General features: G+C 64.2%; 23 protein-coding genes and 1 pseudogene. 13 read left to right on the top strand and 11 right to left on the bottom strand.

What is annotated here, in order from left to right; all coding sequences use genetic code 11:
• Positions 1-59: 59 nt before the first annotated feature.
• Entirely contained in the window at positions 60-203 is a 144-nt protein-coding gene (locus QM806_RS32670) for a hypothetical protein (protein ID WP_167116064.1), read from the bottom strand.
• Here QM806_RS32670 and QM806_RS41885 point away from each other — a divergent pair.
• The 3 genes from QM806_RS41885 (at position 174) to QM806_RS32680 (ending at position 2160) form a co-directional block, all read left to right on the top strand.
• Entirely contained in the window at positions 174-383 is a 210-nt protein-coding gene (locus QM806_RS41885; protein WP_502943929.1) for a hypothetical protein, read from the top strand. The two genes, QM806_RS32670 and QM806_RS41885, sit on opposite strands and share 30 nt — an antisense overlap.
• A complete protein-coding gene (locus QM806_RS32675; RefSeq protein ID WP_283294075.1) occupies positions 347-532 on the top strand; it encodes a hypothetical protein in 186 nt (61 codons plus the stop codon). Before QM806_RS41885 ends, QM806_RS32675 begins: the two co-directional genes overlap by 37 nt.
• A gap of 164 nt (positions 533-696) precedes the next feature.
• Positions 697-2160, top strand: coding sequence for a glyceraldehyde-3-phosphate dehydrogenase (locus QM806_RS32680; RefSeq protein WP_210460401.1), 1464 nt, complete (start codon positions 697-699; stop codon positions 2158-2160).
• Between the two features lie 362 nt (positions 2161-2522).
• Here QM806_RS32680 and QM806_RS32685 read toward each other — a convergent pair whose 3' ends face one another.
• Entirely contained in the window at positions 2523-2990 is a 468-nt protein-coding gene (locus tag QM806_RS32685) for an SRPBCC family protein (RefSeq protein WP_054246115.1), read from the bottom strand.
• Positions 2991-3279: 289 nt separating this feature from the next.
• Positions 3280-4755 carry an aldehyde dehydrogenase (NADP(+)) gene (locus QM806_RS32690; RefSeq protein ID WP_210460400.1) on the bottom strand — a complete coding sequence of 492 codons (1476 nt, stop codon included), beginning with the start codon at positions 4753-4755 and terminating at the stop codon, positions 3280-3282.
• A 161-nt stretch (positions 4756-4916) separates the two neighbouring features.
• On the opposite strand from QM806_RS32690, the gene QM806_RS32695 reads away from it, so the two are divergent.
• The 9 genes and pseudogenes from QM806_RS32695 to QM806_RS32735 all read left to right on the top strand — a co-directional run.
• Entirely contained in the window at positions 4917-6053 is a 1137-nt protein-coding gene (locus QM806_RS32695; RefSeq protein ID WP_210460399.1) for a CaiB/BaiF CoA transferase family protein, read from the top strand.
• A gap of 49 nt (positions 6054-6102) precedes the next feature.
• On the top strand, positions 6103-7221 hold the full coding sequence (locus tag QM806_RS32700) for an acyl-CoA dehydrogenase family protein (RefSeq protein ID WP_144288554.1): 1119 nt from the start codon (positions 6103-6105) through the stop codon (positions 7219-7221).
• Positions 7222-7227: 6 nt separating this feature from the next.
• The gene (locus tag QM806_RS32705; protein WP_283294080.1) at positions 7228-8424 is read left to right on the top strand and encodes a CaiB/BaiF CoA transferase family protein; all 1197 of its coding nucleotides are present in this window, start codon (positions 7228-7230) and stop codon (positions 8422-8424) included.
• Positions 8421-9575, top strand: coding sequence for a zinc-binding dehydrogenase (locus QM806_RS32710; protein ID WP_283294082.1), 1155 nt, complete (start codon positions 8421-8423; stop codon positions 9573-9575). The genes QM806_RS32705 and QM806_RS32710 overlap by 4 nt, the downstream gene beginning before the upstream one ends.
• Positions 9572-10696, top strand: a complete 1125-nt coding sequence (locus QM806_RS32715; RefSeq protein ID WP_283294084.1) for a glucuronyl hydrolase — start codon at positions 9572-9574, stop codon at positions 10694-10696. The genes QM806_RS32710 and QM806_RS32715 overlap by 4 nt, the downstream gene beginning before the upstream one ends.
• Positions 10697-10754: 58 nt before the next feature.
• The gene (locus QM806_RS32720) at positions 10755-11936 is read left to right on the top strand and encodes a GAF domain-containing sensor histidine kinase (RefSeq protein ID WP_005560137.1); all 1182 of its coding nucleotides are present in this window, start codon (positions 10755-10757) and stop codon (positions 11934-11936) included.
• Positions 11933-12571, top strand: a complete 639-nt coding sequence (locus tag QM806_RS32725) for a response regulator (protein ID WP_005560136.1) — start codon at positions 11933-11935, stop codon at positions 12569-12571. The genes QM806_RS32720 and QM806_RS32725 overlap by 4 nt, the downstream gene beginning before the upstream one ends.
• Positions 12572-12693: 122 nt before the next feature.
• A complete protein-coding gene (locus QM806_RS32730) occupies positions 12694-14013 on the top strand; it encodes an MFS transporter (protein ID WP_182624298.1) in 1320 nt (439 codons plus the stop codon).
• Between the two features lie 128 nt (positions 14014-14141).
• Positions 14142-14642: pseudogene (locus QM806_RS32735) on the top strand (Hsp70 family protein); the annotation flags it as partial.
• Positions 14643-14700: 58 nt separating this feature from the next.
• Here QM806_RS32735 and phtC read toward each other — a convergent pair.
• From phtC to QM806_RS32770, 7 genes are all read right to left on the bottom strand, one after another.
• Positions 14701-15432, bottom strand: coding sequence for a 3,4-dihydroxyphthalate decarboxylase (gene phtC, locus QM806_RS32740; RefSeq protein ID WP_054247899.1), 732 nt, complete (start codon positions 15430-15432; stop codon positions 14701-14703).
• Positions 15429-16670, bottom strand: coding sequence for an NAD(P)/FAD-dependent oxidoreductase (locus QM806_RS32745; RefSeq protein ID WP_005255999.1), 1242 nt, complete (start codon positions 16668-16670; stop codon positions 15429-15431). Before QM806_RS32745 ends, phtC begins: the two co-directional genes overlap by 4 nt.
• Complete coding sequence (locus QM806_RS32750; protein ID WP_005256000.1) at positions 16670-16864, bottom strand: ferredoxin; 195 nt, start codon at positions 16862-16864, stop codon at positions 16670-16672. Before QM806_RS32750 ends, QM806_RS32745 begins: the two co-directional genes overlap by 1 nt.
• Before the next feature lie 37 nt (positions 16865-16901).
• Positions 16902-17708: a 3-(cis-5,6-dihydroxycyclohexa-1,3-dien-1-yl)propanoate dehydrogenase gene (gene hcaB / locus QM806_RS32755; protein WP_005256001.1), complete on the bottom strand. Its 807-nt coding sequence runs from the start codon at positions 17706-17708 to the stop codon at positions 16902-16904.
• Positions 17705-18016, bottom strand: coding sequence for a hypothetical protein (locus QM806_RS32760; protein WP_005574176.1), 312 nt, complete (start codon positions 18014-18016; stop codon positions 17705-17707). Before QM806_RS32760 ends, hcaB begins: the two co-directional genes overlap by 4 nt.
• On the bottom strand, positions 18013-18564 hold the full coding sequence (locus QM806_RS32765) for a 3-phenylpropionate/cinnamic acid dioxygenase subunit beta (RefSeq protein ID WP_005256003.1): 552 nt from the start codon (positions 18562-18564) through the stop codon (positions 18013-18015). Before QM806_RS32765 ends, QM806_RS32760 begins: the two co-directional genes overlap by 4 nt.
• 71 nt (positions 18565-18635) lie before the next feature.
• The gene (locus QM806_RS32770; protein WP_005256004.1) at positions 18636-20081 is read right to left on the bottom strand and encodes an aromatic ring-hydroxylating dioxygenase subunit alpha; all 1446 of its coding nucleotides are present in this window, start codon (positions 20079-20081) and stop codon (positions 18636-18638) included.
• A gap of 202 nt (positions 20082-20283) precedes the next feature.
• Between QM806_RS32770 and QM806_RS32775 the strand changes: the two genes are divergently transcribed.
• The gene (locus QM806_RS32775; protein WP_005256005.1) at positions 20284-21078 is read left to right on the top strand and encodes an IclR family transcriptional regulator; all 795 of its coding nucleotides are present in this window, start codon (positions 20284-20286) and stop codon (positions 21076-21078) included.
• 55 nt (positions 21079-21133) lie between these two features.
• Here the strand turns inward: QM806_RS32775 and QM806_RS32780 are convergent, their stop codons facing one another.
• The gene (locus tag QM806_RS32780) at positions 21134-21793 is read right to left on the bottom strand and encodes an N-carbamoylsarcosine amidohydrolase (RefSeq protein WP_005256006.1); all 660 of its coding nucleotides are present in this window, start codon (positions 21791-21793) and stop codon (positions 21134-21136) included.
• Between the last annotated feature and the right edge of the window lie 27 nt (positions 21794-21820).

Consider the following 21820-nt stretch of genomic DNA (forward strand, 5'->3'; position numbering starts at 1 on the left):
GGGGTACCCCGCACCAGGGACAGACCCTCGGGCTCACCCGATTCGACGATGTCGCCCCCTCACACCTGCAACAGCACCTCGACGTGTTGTTTGCCGATGGTGTTGCAGACCACGGTGAAAACAACTTCGTCAACGCAGACGTCCGTTTTCAGGTCACCGATCACTCCATCGAGTTGATGTGGGAAGATGTGCGCCGCGCGCACTTCCCGACCGCACCCTCCCGGTTCCAATCCGTCTTCGCCGTCGACACCCTCAAACAGGCCACGCCTTCCGCACCGCCTTCGACCCGACCGGAACCGCGAAAATCTGGCAGGTCGAGACCGCTCACACCGGATTCCGAGCAAACGTGGAGCTGCTCCGCACGCACGGCACCGCCCTGGTGACCTCGTATCACGCCCACTGCCTTTGGTCGCAGCGCAGCCCGGAGCACGAGGTACCGGTGACGTGGGAGATCCTGCTCCCCCCATCGGTCCACGTCCTCGAGCCGGCCGAGCCCCCGGTCGCCGTCCCCCTCGAACCGGAATACCCGTAGCCGAAGCAACCGCCTGGTACCTGGTGCCTGTCGCCGCGAGGAGGCGCTTCCATATGCTTGGTGCGCACGCCGTTCTCCGCAACATGGGTGTATGACGTGCGTCTCATCCCGCCCGGCGTCCGACCCGCGAGCACGCCAATGAGCCAGAAAGCCAGAGGAACGCAGTGAGCACAACGGAACTGACGCAGTGGAACTCCGAGGAAGCTCTCGCGGAAGCGATGATCCCGATTATCGGCGGTCTGCACCGCAGGCATTCGGTGACCATTCTGCTGCACAGTCGCTCGCTGGTGAACAAATCGGTCATCAAGATCCTGCGGACCCATCGCTTCGCCCGACAGATCCGTGGCGACGAGCTCTCCGTCGAGGAGACGTTCCCCTTTCTCGAGGCGCTGACCGGACTCGATCTGCGGCCGTCGAAGATCGACCTCGGCCTGTTGGTGACCGCCTACCACGCCCACGGTGGCGGAGCGCCGATCCCCGAGTTCGTTGCGGAGAGCCTCGCCGACCTGGTCGGTGGTGCCCAGACGAGCCCCGCGCAGCCCCAGGATGTCGTCCTCTACGGATTCGGGCGTATCGGTCGACTCGTCGCGCGGCTGCTCATCGAGAAGGCCGGTTCGGGTAACGGCCTGAACCTGCGTGCCGTGGTCGTCAGGAAGGGCGGCAAGGACGACCTGGTCAAGCGTGCGTCACTGCTGCGCCGCGACTCCGTCCACGGTCAGTTCAACGGCACGATCAAGGTCGACGACGAGAACAACGCGCTCATCGCCAACGGCAACGTCATCAAGTTCATTCACAGCAACGACCCGACGAGTGTCGATTACACCGAGTACGGCATCGACAATGCGATCCTGATCGACAACACCGGCATCTGGCGTGACCGCCACGGGCTGTCGCAGCACCTCCGCCCTGGTGTGGCGAAGGTGGTGTTGACCGCGCCCGGCAAGGGTGACGTCCCCAACATCGTGCACGGCGTCAATCACCGCGACGTCGATCCGAACGAACGCATCGTGTCGTGCGCGTCCTGCACCACGAACGCCATCGTCCCGCCGCTGAAGACCATGGACGACGAGTTCGGCGTCGTGCGGGGCCACGTCGAGACTGTGCACTCGTTCACCAACGACCAGAACCTGCTGGACAACTACCACAAGGCCGACCGGCGTGGCCGATCGGCGCCGTTCAACCTCGTCCTCACCGAGACCGGTGCGGCCTCCGCGATTGCGAAGGCCCTTCCCGACCTGAAGGCCAAGATCACCGGCAATTCGATCCGCGTGCCAACGCCGGACGTGTCCGTCGCGATCCTCAACCTTCAGCTCAGTCGCGAGGCCACCAAAGATGAAGTATTGGAGCACCTTCGCCAGGAATCACTCACCGGATCGTTGAGCCGGAACCTCGACTACACCGCGGCAACCGACGCCGTGTCGAGTGACTTCATCGGCTCGCGTGCGGCATGCATCGTCGACGCGAACGCCGCGATCGTCGACGGCGACACCGCCATCCTGTACGTCTGGTACGACAACGAGTTCGGCTACTCCTGCCAGGTGGTTCGCACCGTCCAGTACCTCTCGGGCGTGGAGTACCCCATCTACCCGGCGGTCGACGCGGCCGCTGCCACTGAAGCGATCGCCTAAAGGCGTGAGCGCGCTCGGCAGCTTCAGAAGCACAGGCGCTCGCCCGGTAAGCGTGGACGGAAATCAGCTCGGATCCCACGGCGATCGTTGAAGACGGTTGAGCTCATCGAGAACCTGATCAACGGCAGTGGTCGGGATACGGAAATCGTCGCCCTCCGACCCAGGGGGTCACGTACGAAGGCGGGCATGGCGAGTTCACGCTCGAGGTCGGCTGCGGTTCGGTCACTCACTGCCTCATCCTGCCCGTCGCGGGTGGTGATCAGTTGTGCTAGCGGGGTGGTGTCGAGACGAGCGCCGCGGTGCTCGCGGTGACGAGGACCGCGTCCTCGACACAACGCCGGGTCCCGTGTCGCAGCCGACCGTCAGAGGGTCCCTTCGACGTACGACGCCAGGTTCGCCAGCGAGGAGGCGATCCCGGCCTCGTGTACCTCTTGGTCGATGCCGGCTGGCACGTCGGTAGCAGTGACGGTCACCTCGGTCCCGTCCCCGGCGGCAGCGAGGTGCCAGGTCATCGTCATGGTGCCCGCGTACGCCGGGTCCTCAGCGTCGAACACCGCCCGCTGCACCACGCGCTCCGGTGGCACCAGGTCGGCGAATCCGACATCGACGACATCCGTCGCATCCGATGTCTTTCCGGGGCTGCCGGCGGGGTTCAGGTAGGTCAGGACCATCCGGAACCCGCCACCAGGCCGGGGATCCCACCGCTCGACCCGCCCGCGCATGCCCTCCGGCGGCAACCAGGCCTCGAGGGACTCCCGGTCGAGGAGGGCGCCGTAGACAGTCGCCGGTGGTGCCGCGATCACCCTGCTGGCGCGGTCGGTCCTGTCCATCGCCCGATTGTAGAGCCGAGGAGATTCATGGGTGGGCCCACAATCTCAACGGTGTCACCTATCGAGGGACGGGTGATGCCCCGCCCCTCACCGCGAGGGTGCTCACCTGTTCTCGACCGGCCGCGCACCGTTCCTGCGCCCGGTTTGAGGGTCGTGTACCGCCGCTGCATCCTCGCGTTCCGCAAGGGGCTTCCTCGCCGTGGCCGGGCCGTCAGATAGCAGCGGTGAACCGGCAGTGCTCTCTTTTGGGGCAGCTTGGTACACCCAGAAAATGCACGGGCCGTGGGCCCTACGACAGATGGCCGTTCACCCGGCGTGGGATACCCCACGGGTTCGCGTCGACGAGTGCGGGAGGGAGATGCGCTTCGTGCACCGATTGGTATGCGACCGGCCGCAGGAACCTCCGAATCGCGGTAGCTCCGACTGACGTGTGAACGGAGTTGGTGGCCGGGTACGGACCACCGTGGTGCTGGGCCCAACTGACGGCGACACCGGTGGGCCATCCGTTCCAGATGACGCGCCCCGCGTAGCGCGCAAGTGCGTCGAGCAGTGCTGCGGCATCGTGGTCATCGTCGGTGCCGTGGACGGTCGCCGTCAGCGTGCCCGGCAGGACAGCCATCGTCGCGTAAAGTTCCGCGACCGATGTGTAAGTCACGATCAATCCGAATGGACCGAAGCACTCTTTGATCAGGGCCTGTGAGTTTCGATGCAACGCCCGAGCGTCGGTCACGCCGATCACCGGGCGGACCGACAGATCGTCCAGATTGCTCTGCTCGGGCGATGACACCGGCCGGACGTCCGGGTGCTCGAGGATCTCCCGGGACACATCGAGGAACGATTGGCGAATTCCTCTGTGCAGCAGACGGAAAGAATCGTCCGCGACCGCGGTTCGGACGAGCCACTCGATCGAACTCTGGTCGGGGACGAACAGAATCCCCGGTTTGGTACAGAACTGACCGGCGCCGAGGAGTAATGATTCGAGGAATTGGCCCGCAATCTTTCCCGACCGTTCCGCAGCCGCAGCAGGTGTCACGAACACCGGGTTGATACTGCCGAGCTCGCCGTAAAACGGGATAGGGTACGGCCGACCGGCTGCCAGATCTGCAAGAGCCCGGCCACCCGATGTCGAACCGGTGAATCCGACGGCCGTGATGCGCGGATCCTGAACGAGCAGACGTCCGATGTCGGCGCCCTGCACTACCCCGAACGTGCCGTCCGGGGCTCCGCCCGCACGAAGTCCCTCGTCGATCGCCCGTGCGTAGGCGGCGGTCAATCGCGGCTGAGCGGGATGTGCTTTCGCGACGACGGGACAGCCGGCGGCCAATGCGGACGCGGTATCCCCGCCCCCGAGCCCGAACGCGAACGGAAAGTTACTCGCACCGAACACCGCGGCGGGTCCGGTGGGTACAAGCATCCGCCGCAGATCGGGGCGCGGAGCGGGAAGCGCGTCCGGATCTGCTGTGTCGATGATGGCCTCCAGCCAGGAGCCCTCCTCGACGACATCGGCGAACATTCGAAGCTGCATCGTGGTTCGCGAGACTTCGCCGCGAAGGCGCGCCTCGGGGAGCGAACTGTCGGCGGCTGCCAGCGGCACCAATTCCGCGCCGTTTGCGTCGAGTGCGTCGGCCATCGACCGCAGAATCTGTGCCCGCCGGCTCGGGTCCGTTCGGGCGAGTGACGTCGCGGCGGTCTCCGCGGCCGAGAGAATCCGCTCGTAATCCTCTGTGGTGGTGTCTGGAAGGGTCTCTATCGCAGTGGTTTCCATTGCTATTCCTGTCGGGTTCGGAGCGTCCGTGCTGAGGATGTGGGCCTCAGTGTGAGGGAGAACGAGTGTGACGCCATACCTCCACATGGAGATGGTGTGAGTGCAGTCACGACGCCAGGATTGGCATCACACGAGGTACCGAATGACTTTGGAGGACGACAATGACCGCAACGACGGGCCCACTTGCGGGGGTTCGGGTACTGGACATGACACGTCTGGCACCCGGACCGTACGCGAGCATGCTGCTCGCGGATCTCGGTGCAGACGTGATCGCGATCGGTGGTGGTCGTTCCGGGCTTCCGGTGCCGGCACTGTCTCGAGGCAAGGAATTCATATCGCTGGACCTCAAGACCGAGGACGGCCGCCAGGCCCTGCGAACGCTCGTCTCGGAAGCTGACGTTTTCATGGAGGGATTCCGGCCCGGTGTTGCGGACAGGCTGGGCGCCGGCTACGCGGAACTGTCGGCCCTCAATCCGGGACTCGTCTACTGCAGCGTGACGGGCTACGGCCAGGACGGACCGATGGCGCAACGCGCCGGTCACGACATCAACTACCTCGCGATCGGGGGTGCCCTCGGTACCTTCGGCCCATCGGATCAGCCGCCGGTCCCGCCGTTGAACCTGGTCGCCGACTTCGCGGGGGGTGGGTTGCTGTCGGCCTTCGGCATTCTGGGCGCGTTGTACGACAGGACTCGAACAGGTGAGGGCCGGTATATCGATTCCGCCATGGTCGACGGCGTCCTGTCGATGATGGGAATGAACTTCGTCGATTGGCAGACGCCGACGCTGCCCGGCCGCGGACGTGGCGTACTGGTCGGGTCGATGCCGTTCTATCGGTGCTATCGCTGTTCCGACGGTCGATACGTCGCGGTGGGTGCCCTGGAGGTGGCATTTTTCGAGCGGTTGTGGACCACCCTCGACCTCGGAGCCGTACCGAATCATTTCGACGAGTCCACCTGGGACCTCATCGAGAAGTCGCTGACCGCCGAGTTCGAGAAGAAGACGATGGTGGAGTGGACCGCGGTGTTCGCCGACGTGGATGCGTGCGTGACACCGGTGCTCGAACCGCACGAGCTGTCCACGTTCGACCAGATCGTGGCCAGGGATCCGGGATTCGCACTGGATTCGGTCCCGGTGGTCCCCGTGTTCTCCGGCGGACCGAAACGGCGCGTCACCGACACCCGCGTCAAGACCGAAGAAGTCCTGCGCCGCGCCGGACTTCCCGAAGATGCCGCCGGCCGTGCCGCCGCGGACGGCGTCCCACCCTCCGTGACGGGTCTGAGCTGGCCACCGCTGTGACCGTCGACTCCCGAATCATCACATTCCCCGCAGACACCAGGAGCAATTCATGAGTATCGAACACCGCGAGTTCCGCGCGAGCGTCCGCAAACTCGCGCAGACCAAGATCGCACCGCATGCCGCCGACGTGGATGACAAGGAGCGATTCCCGTCGGAATCGTGGGCGGCCCTGTGCAGCAACGACCTGCCCGGACTTGCACATCCCGAGAGCCTCGGTGGGAGCGGAGCCGATCTCCTCTCCCAGGTCATCGCAGTGGAGGAAGTCGCAGCATCCTGCGCAAGCTCGGCGCTGGTGATGCTGGTCAACTGGGCGGGCACGTCCACAGTGCTGAGTCAGGGCTCCAACGAGTTGAAGCAACTGGTGGTACCGGGTGTCGCGTCGGGCTCCGCCGGCGCTGCGTGGTGCATGACCGAGCCGCGCGTGGGTTCGGACCTGTCGGCCATCGCGACGACCGCAATACAGGATGGTTCCGACTGGATCCTGAATGGGCAGAAGCGATTTATCAGTAATGCGCCGTGGGCCGACTGGTACGCGGTCCTGGCGAAGACCGGCGACAAATCGCTCGGTGTCTTCATCGTGCACAAGGACGATGACGGCGTCAGCTTCGGTGCGCCCGAGAAGAAGATGGGAATGCGCGGCAGTCCGACGGCAGATGTCGTCCTCGACGGATGTCGGCTCCCCGCTGTTCGTGTCGTCAATGATCCCTATAGGGGGTTCCAGTACATCTCCGCGGAACTGAACGTCAGCCGCGCACTCATCGCGGCGCAGGCCCTCGGAATTGCGCAGGGCGCTTTCGATGCCGCCGTCTCGTACACGACGAACCGCGACCAGTTCGGCCAGCCCATTTCGCGCTTCCAGCTTCTGCGGGGCATGGTCGCCGATATGGCCGTCAAGATCGAGTCGGCTCGTTCGCTGCTTTACGACGCGGTCCATCTCATTCAGGACGGGGATCCGGCGGCGCGTGCGAAGGTGGCCATGGCGAAGCTGCTGTGCAGCGACAATGCCATGTCGGTGACCACCGATGCGCTACAACTGCACGGCGGTTACGGCTATGTGCGTGACTATCCGGTGGAGCGGATGATGCGCGACGCCAAGATCACTCAGATCTATGAGGGCACCAATCAGATTCAGCGACTTCTCATCGCCAAATCGGTTTACGGAAAGTAGGGCGTCGTGCAACACATTCAACAGCAAGCGCTGAGCGGCATTCGAGTACTCGATCTCGGCGAGATCATGCAGGCCCCCGTTGCGGCGCAGGTTCTCGGCGACCTTGGTGCCGAAGTGATCAAGGTCGAGCGAGGTGTCAATGGAGACATGCTGCGGGGCCTGGATCGCGATTCACTCGAGGCAGGTCGCCCCGGCGCCTACTTCGCCGCGGTCAACCGTAACAAGCGCAGCATCGCTCTCAATCTGAAATCTGCTGAGGGGAAGGATATTCTGCATCGGATGCTCGCGGAGACGGATGTTCTCATCCACAGCTACCGGACCGCGGCGGTCGAACGGCTAGGGTTGACATACGACGACCTGCAGGAGCGTTACCCCAGGCTTGTCTACGGTACCGCGACCGGCTTCGGGGAAACCGGACCGTATGCCCACAAGGCCGGCCAGGACATGCTCGCGCAGGCGCTCAGCGGGATGGCGAGGTCGTGCGGCGACCCGTCGATCTCGGCGTACGTGCATCCGGTGCCGATGGTCGATTATGCATCGGGTATGGCTCTGGCGCAGGGGATTTTGGCCGCACTGTTCGAACGCGAGCGTTCCGGCCGTGGCCAGAAGGTCAGCGTCAACCTCTTCGATACGGCACTGTCGCTGCAGACCCTCGAAAGTGCCTCGCTGCTCATGGACCGGCGTGAGACCAACTGGGTGACGGATTGGTACAGCGGCATCTTCGAGACGACGGACGGTTTGCTGCTGGTGCTCGGCCTGTTCCGAGAGAACCCCCTGCAGCTGGCGTGCAAAGCACTCGGCATCGACGATCTGTCCGTCCAGCCGTCCTTCGCGTCGCCACAGCTCCAGGCCGCGAACAAGGAGGCCGCCAACGCGGTCCTGCGTCCACTGATCGCGCGGCTGAGCACCACCGGGGCGGCGGAACTGTTCGACGGGGTCGACCTGCTGTGCGCACCGCTGCTCACCCTGCAGGAGGCGCTCGATCATCCCCAGACGCGCCACAACGGCACGCTCGTCGACGTCGAGGTCGAGGGTGTGCGGACGACCCGCCTGATCGGCAGTCCCGTCACTTTGTCTCGTACGCCCGCACAGGTACGCCGAGGGGTGCCCGCGGTGGGTGAACATTCCGACGAAATCTTGCACGAGCTCGGGGTATCCGAGTCACGTGTCCAGACATTGCGCAGCAAGGAAGTGATCCGATGAGTAATGCGATGCAGACGGACCCGGCGAGCCCGACCACTGGCACGGCCACAGCGATGGTGCTCGAAGCGTTCGGGCAGGCCATGGCGCCGAGGACGTTCCCACGCGTGGATCCCGACGCCGGCGCGGTCGTCGTCGACGTGACGCACGCGGGAATCTGTGGAACGGACATCCACCTGCAGCAGGGTCGCCTGCCCATTCCGGTGCCGGTCATCCTGGGGCACGAGGCGGTCGGTCGAGTGCACGCCCTCGGGGAGGGTGTCACGACGGACGCGCGTGGCGAGGAGCTTCGCGTCGGGGATGCGGTGTCGTGGGCGTCCAACATCCCGTGCGGGCACTGCTACTACTGCGAGGATCAGCAGGAACCGTCACTGTGCGAGACCCGCAAGGTGTACGGCATCAATCAGTCTTCGGCCGACTGGCCCCACCTGTCGGGTGGGTGGTCCGAGCAGATCTACCTCCAACCCGGCTCGACGATCGTCCGCATCCCGTCCTCGGTGACACCGCAGCAAGTGATCGCTCTCGGCTGTGCCGGACCGACTGCCGTCCACGCGGTGAACGGTATCGCCAAGCCTGACGCAGGCGATATCGTCGTGGTACAGGGCAGCGGACCGGTCGGACTGGCGTGCGCCATGTACGCCACGCTCGCCGGGGCGGCGAAGGTGATCATCGTCGGCGGACCGGCCAACCGTCTGGAGGTCGCGCGGACGGCCGGCATCGGCGACATCCACATCGACATCTTCGCTGAGACGGATCGAGCGGCCCGCCTGGATCGAATTCTCGCGGAAACGACGGGCGGGCGCGGTGCCGACGTCGTCATCGAGGCCGCCGGTGTACCGACGGCGGTGTCCGAGGGAATCGACATCGCCCGGCGCGGCGGCAAGTACCTCGTCGTCGGCCAGTACACGGACCACGGCACCACTCCGATCAACCCCCACTACATCACGAAGAAGCAGCTGCAGGTGCTGGGAAGCTGGGCGTTCTCCCCGCACAACCACCTCGAATACGTCGAATCGCTACCCCGACTCGCAGCACGGTTCGACCTCGCCTCGATGGTCACCGAGTACCCGCTCGGGAAGGCGGAAGAGGCCATGGGTGACATGCGGGACGGGCGCTCGCTCAAGTCGGTTCTGGTGACCGGAGGTCAGTCGTGACCGGCTCCCGGTACACCGCCGCCATCGACTCGATGCTCGAGCGTATCGACTCGACCGCCAAGCAGACCAGCGGCAAGTTCCCGCACTACGGTGACCCTGAATCCGGCGAGTGGACCACCACTGCCGATGGAAACTGGACGGGCGGATTCTGGGGCGGACTGGCCGCACTCGGCTTCGTGGCGTCCGGTGAGGACCGCCTGTCGCGACTCGCCGACGAGATCACCGAGCAGGTCCTGCCCCGGGAGAGCTCCGATACCGCCTTCCGCGGCTTCCTCTTCTGGTATGGCGCAGCGGTCAACCACCTCGTCACCGGAAGCGCGAGCGCATCGGAGATCGCGCTGGCGGGTGCCCGCGGGCTGCTCGCCAGCTTCAACGATCGAGCGGGCGTGATCCCGCTCGGCGCGGAAGCGGAGGAAGCCGAAGCGGTCGGCGAGGGCGCCGCGAACATCGACGCCGTCCCGGGCACCGTCGCCCTGCTGTCGTGGGCGTCGGCGCAGACCAGCGACCTGCGGTTCCTCGACGCCGCGATCCGCCACGCGGAGCGGCACATCGAGCTCTGTATCCGGGCGGATGGTTCGGTCTGTCAGTCGGCACTGTTCGACACGACCAACGGTGCACTCTTGCGCCGCTACACCCACAAGGGCATGAACGACGACAGCACCTGGGGTCGGGCGCAGGCGTGGGCGATGGTGGCGTACGCCCAGGCCGCGCAGTGGGCGTCGCCGTCCTTCCTGCCGACCGCCGTCCGGCTGGCCGACTGGTGGCTGGACCGCACGCCGACTGCCGGAATCGTGTCATGGGACTTCGACGCCGGCACCGGACCGCACGTCCCGATCGACACGTCCGCCACTGCCATCGCCGCTGCCGCGCTGCTCAAGCTCGCCCGACTGGTTCCCGACCGGACCGACTTCCGGGACAGGGCCGTCGCCCACGTGAATGCGCTCCTCGACCACCTCACCCCGGCCGGACCGCACGACAGCAGACCGGCAGGGATCCTCATGGACGGTTGCTTCGACAAACGCCGGGACTTCGCTACCCGGAACGAGCTGATCTGGGGCGACTACTTCCTGCTCGAGTGCCTGATCAGCCTGGACGGCCGGTCCGATACTCTGACACTGTGACCCAGCCGACATGAACGGGTTGCCCAACGCCGGGGGGAAGAAAGATCGAGGAAAGCCGGTGTCGGAAAGTACGCATACCGCAGCTCACGAGTTCAAGCACTCGGACGTCAGGACGTCCATCCTCGACGACCTCGCGCTCTCGCGTGCCGAACTGCTCGTCCTGACCGACGAAGCGGCGGCCATGACCACGGCAGGTCAGCGCATCCGGGAGATCGGCGACTTCGACATGTCGCTCGTCGGGCGCATCGAGGTCGACGGCGCGATGGTTCACCGCAGTTGGCAGGGGACAAAGAGCAACGCCCTGCACCGACTGGTGGTGCCGGAAGGCGTCGGACTGGGCGGAAAGAGCATCATGCTGCAGAAACCTGTCTGGGTCCGGGACTACCTGTCCGACGCCGGAATCACTCACGACTTCGACGCGCTCGTGGCGCAGGAGGCACTGCGAGGAATGCTCGCAGTGCCCATGGTGTACGAAGGTCGTGTCCTCGGTGCCGTGTACGTCGGCACCCGCGAATATTCGTCATTCGGTGATCGAGTCATCGCGGAGATCCAATCGACCGCCGCGACTGCCGCCGTCACTCTCGTCAGCGCACAGAGGGCCGCAGCCCAGACGGAGCTCGCGATCGAGGCCGAACGGAATCGGCTTGCCGAATCCCTGCACGATTCCGTGAGCCCGGTCCTCTTCCGGATCGGTGCCGAACTGCAGAGTCTGCGTGCACTGGGCGACGCTCAGGCGATCCACGATCGGCTGCAGGAGATCACTGATCAGGTACACGCCGTCAATGCGTCGATTCGCAGGTCGCTGACCGACCTCAGCGCGCGACCCCCCGAGCGGGAACTCCCAGTCGGCATCGAGGAGGACTGCCAGTCGTTCGCGCTTCGGACCGGTATCCCGGCCCGTTTCGTACCGCTGACCGAATCTCCGGATCTCGACGTGAGCCGCGTCGAGGCCCTCCAGCGACTGGTCCGGGAGGCGCTCGTCAACGTCGAAAAGCACGCCGACGCATCCACAGTGGTGGTCAGCTTGTCGGTTCGGTCGGGCAGAGTGACGGTCGTCATCAGCGACGACGGCCGGGGCGTGGACGGGGCCGACGACCCGGTGCGAGGAAGTCAATTGGGGCTCGGGCTGGCCGCAGGACGGCTCGAGCGGCTCGGTGGCGGCATGTCCGTAGTCAGCGACGACGAAAGCGGCACCACCGTGCGCGGCTGGGTAGACGCAATCGACGGGTCGGGTGCATGACCGAGCCGTCGAAGACGATCCGTATCCTCGTCGTCGACGATCATCCGATCGTGCGCGGGGGGGTGGAACTTCTCGCGCGGGAGGACGTGAACCTCGAAGTCGTAGGAGGTGCACTGACCGGGGCCGCGGCGGTCGAGCTGGCCCGCGCCCTCCCCGTCGACGTCATCCTCCTCGATCTTCGACTTCCCGATATCCCTGCACCCGAACTCATTCCGCGACTACGGCGGGTCGCGCCGCACGCGCGGATACTGCTGTTCACCGCGTTCGCCGATCACGGCGCCATCGATCTGTTGATGGAGGCGGGTGCGGACGGATGCCTCGTCAAGGACATCAGCGGGCAGGACTTCGCCACGGCCATTCACCGCGTGTCCGGCGGAATCCGGGTTGTCGACCCGCGACTGGCCGGATCGCGAAGAGTCGTGACATCCGAAGCTCTGTACCGAGCCGGCCTGACCCGGCGCGAATACGAGGTGCTGCGTTTCGCGGCAATGGGTAACAGCAACCCCGAAATCGCTCAGGAACTGTCCCTTGCGCGGAACACCGTAAAAACCTATTTGCAGAGCGCCATGCAGAAACTGAACGCGCGCAATCGCGTCGAAGCCATTGCGCGTGCCCACGAACTTCGCTTGCTCTGAACGCAATTCGTTCACCAGGCAACACATCCCCACCTCTCCACCTGGAGATGTTGTGTGTGCTGGATCACCCATACATTCGAGCCGCAGGAATCATTCCGCAATCGTGGCAACGGAGGCCATACATGTTCACAATGTCCCAAACCTCGAAAGTCGGATTTGCCAGCGGTGTCGGTACGACAGTCGAATGGTACGACTTCTTCATCTACGGCACCGCGGCCGGACTCGTGTTCAACAAGATCTTCTTCCCCGAGTTCGACTCCCTGATCGGCACTTTGCTCGCCTTCGCCACGTTCTCCGCCGCCTTCGTTGCGCGTCCGATCGGCGGAGTGGTGTTCGGCCACTTCGGTGATCGGATCGGACGGAAGTCGATGCTCGTCATCACCCTGACCATCATGGGCTTCACCACCCTCGGAGTCGGGCTGCTCCCGAGCTACCAGTCCATCGGCGTCGCCGCGCCGATCATTCTCGTGACCCTGCGCTTCGTGCAGGGCCTCGCGCTCGGGGGCGAGATCGGAGGGGCGATTCTCATGGCCGTCGAACACGCGCCTGCCGGCAAACGCGGCTACTACGGCAGCTGGGTACAGATGGGAGTGCCGGCGGGATTGATGTTGGGCAACACAGTCTTCCTGTTGATGGCCGGGCTTTCTCCCGAAGCGTTCGAATCCTGGGGTTGGCGAATTCCCTTCCTGATCGGGGGTGCGTTCGTCGCGATCGGCCTCTTCGTCCGACTGCACGTCGGCGAAAGCCCGAACTTCGATCGCGTCAAGAAGAACGCAAAGTTGGAGAAGCTGCCCATCGGGGTGGTCCTTCGCCACTACCCCAAGCAGGTCCTCCTGACCTGCGGTGCTTACTTCGCCATCGGGGTCACCTTCTACGGCACCACGGTATTCGGTCTCAGCTACGGCGTCGCGCAGGTCGGCTACACGCGCAACCAGATGCTGACACTCGTCCTCGTCGCCATGGCGGTCACGTTCGTCGCGCTGCCGTTCTTCGGCAAACTGTCGGACTCCTACGGCAGGAAGCCGGTGTTCCTGGCCGGAGTCGTCGCCATGCTGCTGTTCACCTTTCCGTGGTTCTGGCTGGTGAACAGCGGATCCTTCCTGCTGGCGATGGTCGGGTTCGTGGCGTTCTGTCTCGCCTTCTCGACCTCCTACGGCCCGCTCGCAGCCTTCTTCGCCGAAGCTTTCGACACCCGCATCCGCTACACCGGAATCTCCTTCGGGTACACGATCGGCACCCTTGCCTCGAGCGCTCCCGCGCCGATCGTCGCCACGTACCTGCTGGATCGCACCGGCTCCTACGTCGCCGTCGCGCTGTTCATGGTCGCAATGTGCGCCATCTCCGTCGTCTGTGTGATCGCCATGCGGGAGACCTACCGGCAAGATCTGTCCGACACCGACGAAGCCGCGGGACAGGAGCGATTGTCACCGACTTCCACGTAGGCGGCTTCGCCGCCCGTGCGCCCCTTTTGGTGACTTCTCCGTGGGTCGGGGCGAGTAACTGTGGTCACCCCCGAGGCTGGGTGTCGCGAGCGTGATAACCGGCCTCGGGGGCGTGGGGCCCGCAGTGTCAGCAGACCCACGAACCCGTACTGGTCTTCGACCTCGGCGGCGGCACCTTCGATGTGAGCCTGCTCGACGTCGGCGAGGGAGTGGTCGAGGTCCGTTCCACGGCCGGCGACTCCCACCTCGGCGGCGACGACTTCGACCGACGCCTGGTGGACTACCTCGCCGACGAATTCCAGCGTGCGGAGAATATCGATCTGCGCAAGGATGCGCAGGCATTGCAGCGCCTCTTCGAGGCCGCGGAGAAAGCCAAGGTCGAGTTGTCCTCGGTCACCCAGGCCCAGGTCAACTTGCCCTTCGTCACCGCAGACGCGAACGGTCCCAAGCACCTCACCACCACGATCATGCGATCGAAGTTCGAGGATCTGACGGCGGATCTGGTGGAACGCTGCCTCGACCCCGTGAAGCAGGCGATGAGTGACGCCAAAGTCACCGCCAACGACCCCGACGAGGTGATCCTGGTCGGTGGTTCGACGCCCCCGTGTTTAGACGCCGCACTCGTAAGGAATCAACACGCACGTGTCTCAAGTAGGTTGACAATTACCGTCGGTACCCACGATTGGCCTATACCGTCGCTGCGCGTGCAACCTCGTGTCGCCAGACTGCGCCGGTGTTGAAGTTGGCGCCCAGGTCGGGAAGATCCTCCCAATCGGCGTCGTCGATGTCGACGAGCGTGCCACCCGCGCTCACGACAGCCAAGGACATGCGCGCCAGCTCTTCCAGGCTGGCGGCCTGCAGAACCGACTGTTGCACCGACGACGCGACGGAGGTGATGCCATGTCCGCGGCAGATGACGACGGGCCGATCGCCCATCGCCGTCACCATTTCCTTGCCGAGTTGGGTGCGATGAATCAACACCGCGCGGCGGTACACCGGCACCCCACCCCGCGCAAGAACTGCACCGGGGATGTCGTACGCCCCGTAGATGGGCCGCAGCGAGATACCCGCTAGGTCGGCTGCAACAATCGACGGGGGGTGCAGGTGCGCTACAGCTCGGATGTCGGGCGAGGCCCGCATCGACTCGACGTGAACGGGCAACTCCTTAGGTACCTGATAGCCGTTGTCGAGTTCACCTGGAGCGCCAGCTGTTCCGTCGAATCGTACGAGTCGAATGTCGGCCGGGCGTGTATAGGCCACGCCGGTGTCGTCTGCACTGCGACACCTGATGAGCAGAAGGTCATGGGAGACTCTGAAGCTGATGTGGCCCAGGATGCCCTCCATCAAACCCCGGGCAGCGGCAACCCTGCACGCCTCGGCTACGACGACCCGTGCACCCTCGATATCCTTCTCGTTCATGTGGTTTCCTTGACCGTGGTGCGGGCTGACACCGTCATTGCCTCGAGACGTTCCGCAAACTCGACATATTCGACCCCGAGTGCGATCGCTTTGCGGGCGGTGACAAGCGCTTTCGGCCAATTGACGACGACGACCCCGGTCAGTCTGCCTTTCTCGTCGGGGTAGCAGACCGCGAACTTAGCCTTGTTCGTCACCTCGCCGATGACAGTGTGCGTCGACGAGCCCGCCAGTCCGACCGTCTGTATCTTCCAGTCGTACTGATCACTCCAGACGTATTCGACCGGTTCGTGGCGCATCTTCTCGTCCGGGCGAGCGATATTCCGGGCGACCACGACAGCTTGCTCCACCGCGTTCGTCCAGTGCTCGAACCGGGTCGAACCGCCGCGTCGGGTGTTGTCGAACCGGCACACGTCGCCGACTGCGTAGATGTTGTCGTGACCGATTGCACGGCAGTACACGTCACACACCACACCATTGCTCACCTCCAGACCGGAGGACTCGAGCCAGTCGTCGTTCGGTATCGCCCCGATTCCGACGACCACCGTGTCGGCGGCGAGCGTCGACCCGTCGGACAAGCCGATCGCGAAGGACCCGTGCTCACCGTGCACGGACTCGACACCGACCCCGAATCTGGTGTCGACGCCGCGACGCCGATGGAGGTCGATGAACAGCTCGCCGATCTCCGCACCCATCACGCGTGCCATGGGCACGGGTTCTGGATCCACCAGCGTCACGCGCATCCCGAGTTCGACCGCGGTTGCCGCGGTCTCCGCGCCGATGAAGCCGCCGCCGATAATGACGAGGTGGTCGGTGGTGCCGAAATGGCGTCGTAGTGCGCGGGCGTCCGCGGCTGTTCGTATCACGTGCAGGCCGTTCGGCGTTCCCCACGGTGACGGCCGGGCGCGAGCGCCGGTGGCGAGCACCAGGTTGTCGAACGCGACCCTCGTACCGTCTGCGAGTTCGACATACCGGTTTGCCGTGCTCAGCCCTACGGCTGGTTGGCCCAACCGAAGCTCGAGATCGAGTTCCCGAGCCTGTTCGGTGGTCAACAACGTAATCTCGGCCATCGTCGAGCCACCTGCCAGGATCGACTTCGACAACGGCGGCTTGTCATAGGGCAGTTCACCTTCGGCACCCAGGAGAACGATGGCGCCCGGATACCCTTCCGACCGCAGTGCCTGCGCAGTTCGGACACCACCGATCGATGCACCGACGATGACCGTGGTCGATTCCGGCATCAGTCTTCGATCCAGAGCGCGGAGACCGGGCAGGACCGGGCAGCACTGTCGACGCGTCCCCGTTCCGATTCGGGGACCTCCACACTCAACAGTTCGACGACACCATCGTCGTCGATGTCGAAGTAGTCGTCGGCAGCGACGACGCAATTGGCATATCCCTGACATGCACCAAGATTCGCTTTGACGACAGCCATCGCGGTTTCCTCTCTTTCCGAACTGGTCGAACTCGTATCAGCGGGTCGAAGGTTTGGGGGCTCCGATTCCGAAGCCGCCGTCGGGATGCGTCGCGCCTGCGGTGATTCCTCGGGATCTGTCGGAAGCGAAGAAGACGAAGCTCCACGCATGGTCCTCACCTGAGAGGGCCACGTTGAGCGGTGTCCGCGCCGCCAACTCGCGTGCACGATTCGGATTGTCGTCGAGTCGATCGGCGTCGCGTCCCAGGCTCGCCAACCCGCGCAGGTCGGTGTTCAACGTGCCGCCTGGGGCGACTCCGTTGACGCGAATATTTGGGGCGAGCTCGTAAGCCAGGGTGGTGACCAGCCCGCGTACGGCAAATTTGGAAGACACGTAGAGCACTCCGCCTCGTCCGGGATAGAACGACGAGGCAGACTCCGCCAGCACGATCGACGATCCGCGGTGCTTGCGCAGCTCCGGTACGGCGGCCTTGACTGAGTGCATGTGGCTGAGCACGTTGGTTCGGAAGATCTCGTCGAACGCCACGTCGAGTGTGTCCGCGGGGATGTCCTCTATGCCCTGGTAGAAGTCGAAGATCCCGACACAGTTGACCAGTGTGTCGAGCCCTCCGAACTCGGCGACCGCAGCCGCGACGGCAGCGTCGTTGTCCGCCGCGCGTGTGGCGTCACCTTCGATGACCGGTACCTGGGGTAGGTGTTCGCGCAGCACCCGACACTTGTTCGGGTCACGCTCGAGTACCGCGACGCACGCGCCTTCGGCGAGGAACGCATCGACGACTGCTCGCCCGATCCCCGAGCCCCCGCCAACGACAAGTGCCCGCTTGCCGTCGAGCCAGCCAGTCATTCGTTGTCTCCCTCTGCGATCAACGGAGCAAACATGTTTCCCACCATCGCGGCGAAGGTGGCCGGGTTCTGCCAGGTCAGCGCCTCGAGTTCCAGCGGGTCCACACAGACCCACTGCCCGGACTTCGGGGCGTGCACCAGCAGCCGTACGCCGTTGCGGGTCGCCACCTTGTGCACGCTGACCTCGGCGAATTCGTTGGCGATGGTCAGCGGATCACCGACGGCACCAGCCAAGAGCTGCGCGAACTCGTCTGTGGCACGGCGCGCGGCGCGTGCGTCCTGCTCCTCGCCTTCCCACTGCAAGCTCATAGGAACACCGCGAGATTCTGCATCCGCATCACGGACTCGTCGACAAAGATGGTGCGTCGTGCGAGCTTCCATTCGTCACCTACGCGCCTCAGCAGATCCTCCCGTCCACACGAGACGAGTGCCGACTCATTGACATCCCCTCTGCTGCGAAACAGCAATTCGGCGCTTTCGACGACGAGGTGGTCCTCGGCGTCGGTGAGGAAGGTCCGGATGTTGGTGATGTAGTGGCGCAGTCGTGACGGGGGATCCTCGGTCCACGCGTGCTCGGTGACGAACCGCGCGACCCGCCGGCTCAGCGAATACTTGTTCTCATCGAAATGTGCCATTCCTGGCGAGGTGTCGAATCCCGAGTTGAGCGCCGCGGTTACCCGAACCGGCATGATGTAGTGGATATCGTCGGTGATGTTGTCAAGCCAGGTTTCGTATTCCTGTGCGTCGAGCAGATATGCCTCGTCGATCAAGAATTGGTGCGCGTCCAGGTGCCGTCGATCGTCGAACCGCAGCGGAGTTCCAGTACGCGTGACGCGCGATGCATGGTCGCCCAGCACGGCTTGCTCCGAATAGGTCGAGCCTTCACCTACGCGGCTGTAACCGGTACTGGTAGCTCGCACAGACGTGGTCATGCCAGCACCGCCCCGTTGACAGTCGCGTCCTTGCTGTGGGTGCCGGCGGCGTGGTCGCAGCTGCCGTTCGTCGGAGTCATCGGCCTGATACCGTCTGGATTGTCGGTTCCCACCGATGTCGGCCCCACCTCCAGTGCCGGCTTTTCGAGGTAGTCCGCCCACATTTCGAGAAGTTTGCGCTGATTGGCCTCGTTGTATCCGACCTGCGCCGTCCCGGGGCCGTGGAACTCGTCGGCGGTGAGCTCCTCGGAGACGCGTGTCCCGTCCTCGAGCAGACCCATGCGACTGTTGAGTAGCAGGCGCCGCGCCATCGATCCTGCGGAGGTGTTCGTCAGCGATACCCAGTTCTCGACATCGTCCTGTTCGAACATGCCGGTGGATCCGAAGCACATCAGGTATGCCTTGTACGACTTCTTCTTGAATTCTTCCGGCGCGCTCCGGTCGACCGCGAAGAAGGACAACACCTCGGTCTCGTTCTCACTGATCGGTTGCCAGAGTCGAATGGAGATGAACGGCAGGACGTCGTCGCCGTCCTCGACCTTCGGCCAGTTGTGGACGAAGCTCAGGTTCGGAAACACCGATGCTGCCGAGATCATGAAGCCGTCCGCGCCGATTACTCGCTGCTGCTCGTCCGACCACACATCCTTGGCCCGGTCGGTCATCTCCGCGGTGTATCCCACGTACTGCATGCGCTCGTCGAAGGTGCCGTCGGGCAACTTGTACGTCGTTCCCCCACCTGGTCCTGCCCAGTAGGTTGCTCCATCCTTGCGCTTCTCCGCTTTGGGTTCGCGGAACAGGCCGATCTCGACGACCGAGGTGTGTGTCTGCGGCGTGTGGTACATGTCGCCCGCGAAATTCTCGGCTCCGATCTTCCAGTTCGCTTTGACCCTCCAACGCTGCGGGCCTCGTACCTCGAGCCCCGACTCGCTCTGCTTGGTGTAGTAGTCGAGGTAGAACTTGAAGTCGCCCAGATAGTCCGACAGCGATTCGGCGTTCGGATCCATATTGATGAAGATCATTCCGTTGTAGCTGTCGAGATTGGGTGCAGGGAGGAGTGTCTGGCCCTTCTTCTTGAAGCCCTCCTCGCCCCCGTACGCCTCCTCGTGGAACGGCAGTCCGATGATGCGGCCGTCGTTTCGGTACGACCAACCGTGATAGGGGCAGCGAAAGTTCGACGCGTTTCCCATTTCCGCGCGACACACCTGCATCCCGCGGTGCAGACACATGTTGAACATCGCCCGAATCCCACCCTTGGAGTCGCGGGAGATGATGAATGAATCCTCGAGCACCCGGCGGACAACGTAGTCCCCCGCCTGCGGTACCTCAGATTCGTGCGCGACGAACAACCACGATCGACTGAAGACGGTCGCCTTCTCACGCTCGAAAATCTCTTTGTCGTTGTAGATGTGCGCCGGGATCATGCCGCGGCGAATGTCTTCCATCGCTTGCACGTGGTGGGTCGTCCGGGGTTCCAAGGTTCATTCCTCTTCGATCGACGATGGCAGTCTCTCTGCTATGCAGAAGTGCCTTCTGTTAGATAGATGTTGCTCTCTTGAGCCCGACGAGTCAACCCCCTGCGCGTACGCGCATTCCACCTGCTGTCAGGTCGACCGCAAACCCGACCTGACACGTATGCTCTCTGCTATGCAGAACCACGGTCCACGGCAACAGGCGCCGGAGGCGATACCACCGCAGTACCCGATCGAATCCGTCGACAACGCACTTCGTCTGCTGTTGCTGCTCGGTGAACAGCCCGAAATTCGGCTGACCGAGGCGAGCCAGTACCTCGGAGTTGCGTCGTCGACGGCTCACCGACTTCTGGCGATGCTCCAGTACCGGGGCTTCATTCGGCAGGATCCGGCCAGCAAGGCCTATCGTCCGGGCCCAGCGCTCACGGGGGTCGCGTTTGCGATTTTTGCCAGGCTCGACATTCCTCAGACGGCGGCACCGATCCTGCGCACCCTCAGCGAGGAACTGCGTGAAACTGTCCATATCGGGGCACTCGACGGTCGAACCGTGCGCTTCATCGCCGCCCTGGAGAGCCCATCTGCAGTCCGGGTTGCGTCCCGGTTGGGCAAGGTCATGCCGGCGCACTGCACGTCCACCGGGAAGGCCATGCTGGCGGAACTTTCCCTCGACGAACTGCATCAGCTGTACCCGACCGAGGAACTGGAACAGGTGACTCCACAGTCCATCAACACGCGGACCGAGCTCGAAGCCCAACTGGAAGAGGTCAGAAGGAACGGGTACGCGGTCAACCGGGAGGAATCAGAGGAAGGTGTTGCTTCCGTGGCTGTCTCGGTTCCGACGAATGCCCCCGGCATGCGCCTGGCAATGAATGTTTCAGCGCCCAAGCACCGCCTGCGCCCGGCACAGGTACGCAGCATCGGCCGCGCCCTGACGGACGCGGCTGATCAGCTAGCGGCAGCGCTCGGGTGAGTGTCCGGTCCACCCGTCGAGGTTCGTTCTCGCGGGCACTGTGCGACCGTCAGTTCTACGACGGAACGCTCTCGAGGTAGGCGCTGGCCTCGTCGAGTCCGACGACGTCACCGTATTTGGCGTCGATATCGAAGAGGCTGGCAGTGTGCGGTAGTGCCGCCCGGTCTCCCACTGCGTCCTCGACCACTATAGTGTGGAACCCGTACGAGCAGGCGTCTACGGCGGTGGCACGAACACATCCGCTCGTGGTGCAGCCCACGATGATCACGGTGTCGATCCGGCGGCTGATCAACCGAGCGGCCAGGTCGGTGCCGAAGAAGCACGATGCGTACTTCTTCACCAATGTCGTCTCACCTGGCTGTTGTTCGAGCCGCTCGTCGATCTCGACCCATTGACTGCCCTCGACCAGATACTTGTTCGAGGGGATCTTGCCGATCCAGGCGCCGGCCTCTTGGAGTTCCGCGTCGTAGGCCACTGTGGAGAAGATGATCGGCACCTGCGCCTTTCGCGCGAGCGCGAGGAGAGTCTTCGTTGCGTCGATTTGGGTATCGAGGTCACCTGCGAGCGGCGAACGGCGATCGGTGAAGCCCGTGATCAAGTCGACCACCACCACTGCCGGCCGCACGCCGAAGCCGATGCGGCCGCCCAGACCTTTCTCCCGGAATTCGGTGCGCAACCGCTGGTATTCCTCTGCTGCGGCAGTCAAGGCGCTCATCAGTGTCCTCCGGAAAATGGGTGTGGG

The sequence above is a fragment of the Rhodococcus sp. IEGM 1351 genome (assembly GCF_030056875.1).
GTDB classification, from domain to species: Bacteria; Actinomycetota; Actinomycetes; order Mycobacteriales; family Mycobacteriaceae; genus Rhodococcus_F; species Rhodococcus_F opacus.

What these genes read in the sequence shown, in the direction of transcription:
- QM806_RS32725 (WP_005560136.1), top strand. Translation starts at nt 11,933, where the DNA reads ATGACCGAGCCGTCGAAGACGATCCGTATCCTCGTCGTCGACGATCAT.
- hcaB (WP_005256001.1), bottom strand. Translation starts at nt 17,708, where the DNA reads ATGACTGGCTGGCTCGACGGCAAGCGGGCACTTGTCGTTGGCGGGGGC.
- QM806_RS32695 (WP_210460399.1), top strand. Translation starts at nt 4,917, where the DNA reads ATGACCGCAACGACGGGCCCACTTGCGGGGGTTCGGGTACTGGACATG.
- QM806_RS32770 (WP_005256004.1), bottom strand. Translation starts at nt 20,081, where the DNA reads ATGGAAGACATTCGCCGCGGCATGATCCCGGCGCACATCTACAACGAC.
- QM806_RS32730 (WP_182624298.1), top strand. Translation starts at nt 12,694, where the DNA reads ATGTTCACAATGTCCCAAACCTCGAAAGTCGGATTTGCCAGCGGTGTC.
- QM806_RS32745 (WP_005255999.1), bottom strand. Translation starts at nt 16,670, where the DNA reads ATGCCGGAATCGACCACGGTCATCGTCGGTGCATCGATCGGTGGTGTC.
- QM806_RS32750 (WP_005256000.1), bottom strand. Translation starts at nt 16,864, where the DNA reads ATGGCTGTCGTCAAAGCGAATCTTGGTGCATGTCAGGGATATGCCAAT.
- QM806_RS32685 (WP_054246115.1), bottom strand. Translation starts at nt 2,990, where the DNA reads ATGGACAGGACCGACCGCGCCAGCAGGGTGATCGCGGCACCACCGGCG.
- QM806_RS32690 (WP_210460400.1), bottom strand. Translation starts at nt 4,755, where the DNA reads ATGGAAACCACTGCGATAGAGACCCTTCCAGACACCACCACAGAGGAT.
- QM806_RS32760 (WP_005574176.1), bottom strand. Translation starts at nt 18,016, where the DNA reads ATGAGCTTGCAGTGGGAAGGCGAGGAGCAGGACGCACGCGCCGCGCGC.
- QM806_RS32710 (WP_283294082.1), top strand. Translation starts at nt 8,421, where the DNA reads ATGAGTAATGCGATGCAGACGGACCCGGCGAGCCCGACCACTGGCACG.
- QM806_RS32780 (WP_005256006.1), bottom strand. Translation starts at nt 21,793, where the DNA reads ATGAGCGCCTTGACTGCCGCAGCAGAGGAATACCAGCGGTTGCGCACC.
- QM806_RS32775 (WP_005256005.1), top strand. Translation starts at nt 20,284, where the DNA reads ATGCAGAACCACGGTCCACGGCAACAGGCGCCGGAGGCGATACCACCG.
- phtC (WP_054247899.1), bottom strand. Translation starts at nt 15,432, where the DNA reads ATGAACGAGAAGGATATCGAGGGTGCACGGGTCGTCGTAGCCGAGGCG.
- QM806_RS32700 (WP_144288554.1), top strand. Translation starts at nt 6,103, where the DNA reads ATGAGTATCGAACACCGCGAGTTCCGCGCGAGCGTCCGCAAACTCGCG.